Source organism: Psychrobacter sp. T6-1 (genome assembly GCF_052258445.1).
On sequence record NZ_JBQQFC010000133.1, the window covers coordinates 1 to 6,337 of the forward strand.

Consider the following 6,337-nt stretch of genomic DNA (forward strand, 5'->3'; position numbering starts at 1 on the left):
ATTTTGCTCACCCAATTAACAGATAGTCAGCGCGAAGCCTTGGTACAGCGTCTGATTGATTCTGGCGTGAGCTTGAATAAAGGCGCAGGTAACAAAGGGGCGACTAGCACGCCATCTACCTTGTCATTCTCAGCCGCAACCTCGCTGACCAGCCTTAATAACCCGCTCAATCAAGTGACTAACTTTGAGCGTAGTGTCGGTGACGTCTCACTTGAGATACAAGTTGATAACTTATTAGGCGAGCACGAGCGCATTCACAGCCAAACACTGACCTTTGCCGTCGATGACTTCTTAAGCCGTTTGCACCATCACGATACCCAAGTTATACCTGCTTACAAGCGCTATCTTGCCATGCGCTCAGAGATTTTGCACGACGCCAAAGAGGAATTGCGACTGGACGAATTTATGCCACGTCCACTGTCATCCTTTGTGCGTAACCGCCTGATTAACGAGAGCTATCTACCTCTGATCGGTGATAATCTTGCTAAGCAAATGGGAACGGTCGGCGAGGACAAACGTACCGATCTGATGGGCATCCTCATGATGATATCGCCACCAGGGTACGGTAAAACCACCTTGATGGAATACGTGGCGAATCGTTTGGGCTTAATCTTTATGAAGATTAATTGTCCTTCACTCGGTCATGATGTCACCTCCCTCGACCCCGAAAAAGCGCCCAATGCCACCGCGCGTGAAGAGCTGAATAAAATCAACTTGGCCTTTGAGATGGGCAATAACGTCATGCTCTATCTTGACGATATCCAGCATACTCATGCTGAGTTTTTGCAGAAGTTTATCTCTTTAGGCGATGGCACACGCCGTATAGATGGCGTCTGGCAAGGCAAAAGCAAAACTTATGATATGCGTGGCAAGAAGTTCTGCGTGGTCATGGCGGGTAACCCGTACACCGAAAGCGGTGAGGCCTTTAAAGTCCCTGACATGCTCGCCAACCGTGCCGACATCTATAATTTGGGTGATATCATGAGCGGAATGGAGGAAGTCTTTGCGCTCAGTTATATCGAAAACTCACTGACCTCAAACAAAGTCCTCGCACCACTTGCCAATCGTGATTTGAGCGACGTCCATCGTCTGATTAAGATGGCCAAGGCTGATAATGCCAATCTTGCACAAGCGCAAAGCAGCGAGCTGACCTACCCGTATAGCACCTCGGAGATTAACGAGATTATCGCTATCCTGCGTCATATGTTCACGGTGCAAGAGGTCATCCTTGACGTCAACCAAGCCTACATTGCCTCCGCCTCACAAGATGATAAATATCGCGTCGAGCCAATATTTAAACTGCAAGGCAGCTACCGCAACATGAACAAAATGACCGAAAAGCTATCGGCGGTGATGAATAAAGAAGAGCTAAACCAGCTTATCGACGATCACTATCTAGGCGAGTCGCAACTATTGACCCAAGGCGCAGAGAGTAACTTGCTTAAGCTTGCGGAGATGCGTGGCGAATTGACTGCGGATGAGGCCGAGCGCTGGGCACAAATCAAAGCGGACTTTTTACGTAATAAAGCTATGGGCGGGGAAGATGGCGACGTCGGTGCCCGTATTGTCGCGCAACTCGTTGATTTAGCCAGTGGCTTTAACGCTATCAGCAGCCAGTTTGATACTTACCTTAGCCAAAACGACCCTGAGCAACTCGCGCGTTTAAATGAGTCAGCAGAGCAAGCCAAACGAGATGCGCAGCTTGAAGCACAAAAACGGCTCGCCGATAGCGTTATCACAGGTTTTGTAAATAACGCCAAAGTCGTCAGCGAGAGCATCGATAGTGGCTTTGAGAAGAGCATCAACCAGCTCACGCAAATCTATAAGCATGACCACAATGCTGAAAAGGAAGAAAGCGAGTACCTCAAGCAAAATCACGACATGCAAAAAGCGTTGATGGTACAACTGGTCAGCGCGGTTGAACAACTAGCGCAGCAAATAGCTCAAAGTCTATCGACTAGTACTGACGATCAAGCTTTGAGCACTGATCTCACTGAGCAAACTGAGCTGATGACCAATGCGCTCAAACAAGCGCTAGAGCCACTCGCCATGCGCATGGATGAGAAAATCGCTCTCGATACCAGCACGGATCAATCTGGCAAACTCATCGTCAATAGCCTCAATCAGCTCAACAAAATCTTTGACGAGCATAGCTCATAGCAGACGTCGGGTGCGCTCTACGCACCCCTTGATAACTCTATAGTAGGATAAGGCGAAACATGGCGCATAAAAAGAAGAACGTCCGCAAAAAAGAATGTCCAGTGTGCGAGCGCGAGTTTAGCTGGACGAAGAAATTGGATAAAAACTGGGAAAGTATGGTCTATTGCTCCGATCAATGTCGAAGGGTAAAGACCTTTGAAAATGTCAGTCATCAGAAGTGAATGGCAAACACTAAGTTTGAGACTCACGGTGGTTGTAGGCTGGTGCTTTTAGCCCAGCTTTATATGAGACACAAGGCATGATTATGGCGCATAAAAAGGTAAACCTACCACAAAAAATCTGCCCGGTTTGTCAGCGACCTTTTACCTGGCGTAAGAAATGGGAGAAGGATTGGGAGCAAGTGATTTATTGTTCTGAGAAGTGTCGGCGGGGGAAGGATAAGACAGATTGAGCTGACATCAAGATAATAGAAAACCGCCACGTTTTCTAACCCAATGTTGCCAGAGGAGGAAGATAGAGGTGGCGGTGCTGTTGAAGCTATTATAGCAATGCTATAAATTTAATCAAGATAAGTCTAATAAGATAAAATATTTCAAAGAATATAAGGTAAATTATGAGTAAACACTTCGAACATTCAAGCTTTCGAGAGAAACTGATTGAACATTTATTTATTAGTGAAATGCTAAAGTTGTCATGGATAAAAGGTGATTGTCAGCTTGAAGTTATGAAACCAGAAGTCGATAACGCAGGTTGTGACGTTGTTCTGGAATATGACAATATCATCCGTCATATTCAGCTTAAAGCTTCAAAAATAGGTGGAAAAACTTCTAGACAGAACATCAATACTCGTTTAGCTAGTAAGCCCTCAGGATGTGTAATTTGGATAGTATTTGATGAAGATACATTAGAGTTAAAATCTTTCTACTTCTTTGGGTCTGAAGCTGGACAGCCATTAAACGGATTAGAAAATGCTAAAGTAGCAAAACATACTAAAGGTAATGCGGAGGGAGTAAAGGCTGAGCGACCTAACATACGCACTATTAATAAAGGACAATTCACTAAATACGACAGTATAGAAGCTTTGTACGATGTATTGTTCATTCCAAAATTCTAAACTAGTGATTGTTAGCCTTTGTATGCTGAAATATTGATTCGCACAATTCTGTTGCTGATTGTGTTAGTTTCCATCGATCACTCTGCATCAGCTCAACTATGTCTTGGCAGAAACTAGTTTTACCCTTAATAGTGCCTTGGTTTCCATCTGAAAAGGAAAAAGACTTTTCATCAGCTTTTAGCTGAGGGAAAACTTCATTCGTACGCATTCTTTCTAAGACCCTATCAAAATATTTACCTATACCTTTAGGTGATGTTTGATAGCTATCTTTAAAATACCTTTCATATTCGTCGCTGAAAGCTAGCTTCGTCGTGTTCCCTTGATTAGCCAACCCATTATTAGGGCACAATTTGAAGAATTTTCTAATTAGTAAGTTTTTGGGTAATGTATTCTCAGTTTCTTTACCCTGAGTGATAACGATCTTATCTCCTAGCTGTTTTTCAAGTTCATTAAACCTAGGTTTTTCTTTCAAGTCAGCATCGGCTATTACTAAAGCACTTGATGTTGAAAGTACAGCGTATAACCCCTTATTCTTACTGCTATCAACTGATTTTAAAGAGTCAATCTCAAAATCCCAATGCTCTAAGTTCGAACCTTGATACTCCACAAACGTATAATGGTAACCATCGATAAAGCGTGAGTAGTCTTCCCATTTAGTTTTATCAATCTCTTTTAGCTCTTCTAGATATTTCTTTAAGTATTGAACAAAGTAGAGACGGTCAGTGATACCTTCTACCCAAATTGTGCAATTCGCCAAGAAGACTGAAGAAGGAGATACACCTAAGGTTTGTAATATAGTGCGGTCACCATCACAGCGCTTAATAACGGTTTCATATTTATTTTCTTCACCATTTCTGTGTTCTTTGTCCACACGGTATAAAGCAATTCGATTATCCTCATTAATCATATCAAGCAGATAGTTAGAGTGACTGGTAGCCATATAGTAGTGGTCAGTTTCGTTTAGCAAGAACTTCATCAATTGCTTAACATAGCCTGCGTGCAAATGCATTTCTGGCTCTTCGATGAAAAAAAAGGACGGTTCGGTAGTCAAAAAAGCTTTATAGGTAAGAATGACGATTTGCTGTAAACCATCACCAAGCTGTGAAATAGGGAATTGTTCTTCATTACCAATTTTAATTTCTATAGTATCGGTTTTTAAATAGGGAATAATGGTAATAGTTTCATTATTGAAAAAATAGTGAGACAATTTTTCTTGATAGCTTTGAATTCTTTGGCGTTCATCAGGTTTACCTAACAGTGAATCAGTTAGTAAACCAAAAAAATCTTCACCTGATATTATTTCATTTTTCTCAAAACTATAGTCAGTGAGTGTTCTAAAAAGTAAAGGGTAGTGTTCGGATTCATCATCAGTAGAGATTGTTTGTGAATTCAATTTTCTTAAGCTTCTCAAGCTGTCGATGTAGAAAAACATTAAAGATTTAAGACTTAAAGTGTCTAAATCATTCTGAAGTTCATTTAGGCCTTCAGTTAGCTCTTTTATTTTAACTATAAATTCTTTTAGCTTATGTTGAGGAGTTTTGCTAATTATTTCATATTCTAAAGTACCGTGTTTAATCGAACTAGTACTATACGTAAGATGCGCTTCAATCCTTTTTCTTATATCGACAAGTGAAGAACCAGTGCTTTGCCACTCTCTTGCAATATGTTCTGAGCTATATAAAGAATTGTCTAATACTTCGAATTGATCACTTGAAGAGTACGAATTAATAAAACTGTTTATGATTAAGATGTAGTCTGTATAAACTTGAGGAGGTTTGAATTCTACACTATTTGTTTTTAGCTTGAATATAAGCTCTCTCATAAAACGACTTTTGCCAGAATTGTTGGCTCCAACTATTATATTCAAGCGTTTCAACTCGAATGGATTGTCTCGATTCAAGCCATCGCTCGAATCGAAATCCGTGTATCCTTCTTTAAACCAAAGCTTAATAATATCTTCCATGCATATAACCTATATTCCTACAAATTTGGATTTAACCACTTCTCAGCCGTCTTAATATCCCAATCCTTACGCTTAGCATAATCCTCTAACTGATCTCGGCTGATTTTTCCGACGTTGAAGTATTCACTCTCAGGATGCGAGTAATAAAACCCACTGACCGAAGACGCCGGCCACATCGCGTAGCTCTCCGTCAAAGTCGTACCGATAGCCTCAACCGTACCCAGCCAATCAAACAGCTTGCCTTTTTCCGTATGTTCAGGACAGGCAGGATAGCCCGGGGCAGGGCGGATACCGACGTATTTTTCTTTGATCATCTCATCATTGGTTAAACTCTCGTCGGCCTGATAGCCCCAATAGTCTTTGCGGATGAGCTCATGCAAATGCTCAGCAAAGGCTTCGGCGAGGCGATCAGACAGCGCTTGTACCATGATCGCGTTATAGTCATCGCCAGCTTCCTTATACTTATCAGCCAAGTCTTCAGTGCCAACGATAGAGACGGTAAATCCGCCAATATGATCGTTAGCGGATTCTAAAGGTGAGATAAAGTCCGCTAAGCTAAAGTTAGGCTTGCCACTGGCTTTATCGCTTTGCTGACGCAGATGCTCAAAGGTATGCGTGGCTTGTCCGCCATCTTCGAGCGCTCTGTCGTACACGGTAATCGTATCGCTACTGGTGCGACGCGCAGGCATAAGTTTAAACAAGCCTTTGGCGACGATGAGCTTTTCATCGATCATCTTTTGCATCAGCTCATTCGCATTATCGAACAGATCACGCGCCGCTTCACCAACCACGTCATCTTGTAATATTTTGGGATACTTGCCAGCCAGACCCCAAGAGATAAAGAACGGCGTCCAGTCGATATAGGGCAGCAAGTCAGTGATAGGGTAGTCGTCCAATATCACCTGACCGAGTTTGTTCGGCACAGGCGGGGTATAGTTGACCCAATCATAATTAAAGCCCGCTTTTATCGATTCTACATAAGAGAGCTTGGCGGCTTTGGGTTGACGCTTCGCCAGACGTTCGCGTACTTTGATGTACTCTTCGCGGGTTTCATCGAGCAGCTCTTGACGGTTTTCTTTGGAGAGCAGTTTGGTGACCAC

The 6,337-nt window shown here is 42.5% G+C and carries 6 protein-coding genes; 4 read left to right on the top strand and 2 right to left on the bottom strand.

Annotated features, from left to right (window positions below; all coding sequences use genetic code 11):
- From ACTXGO_RS08330 to ACTXGO_RS08345, 4 genes are all read left to right on the top strand, one after another.
- On the top strand, nucleotides 1-2,160 hold a 2,160-nt coding region (locus ACTXGO_RS08330; protein WP_443574020.1), incomplete at its 5' end, for an ATP-binding protein.
- Between the two features lie 59 nt (nucleotides 2,161-2,219).
- Complete coding sequence (locus ACTXGO_RS08335; protein ID WP_443542619.1) at nucleotides 2,220-2,381, top strand: DUF2256 domain-containing protein; 162 nt, start codon at nucleotides 2,220-2,222, stop codon at nucleotides 2,379-2,381.
- Between the two features lie 83 nt (nucleotides 2,382-2,464).
- Entirely contained in the window at nucleotides 2,465-2,611 is a 147-nt protein-coding gene (locus tag ACTXGO_RS08340) for a DUF2256 domain-containing protein (protein ID WP_443542617.1), read from the top strand.
- 162 nt (nucleotides 2,612-2,773) lie between these two features.
- On the top strand, nucleotides 2,774-3,274 hold the full coding sequence (locus ACTXGO_RS08345) for a hypothetical protein (RefSeq protein WP_443542615.1): 501 nt from the start codon (nucleotides 2,774-2,776) through the stop codon (nucleotides 3,272-3,274).
- Nucleotide 3,275: 1 nt separating this feature from the next.
- Here the strand turns inward: ACTXGO_RS08345 and ACTXGO_RS08350 are convergent, their stop codons facing one another.
- The gene (locus ACTXGO_RS08350) at nucleotides 3,276-5,237 is read right to left on the bottom strand and encodes an ATP-dependent nuclease (RefSeq protein ID WP_443574022.1); all 1,962 of its coding nucleotides are present in this window, start codon (nucleotides 5,235-5,237) and stop codon (nucleotides 3,276-3,278) included.
- Nucleotides 5,238-5,254: 17 nt separating this feature from the next.
- On the bottom strand, nucleotides 5,255-6,337 hold a 1,083-nt coding region (locus ACTXGO_RS08355; protein ID WP_443574024.1), incomplete at its 5' end, for a vitamin B12 dependent-methionine synthase activation domain-containing protein.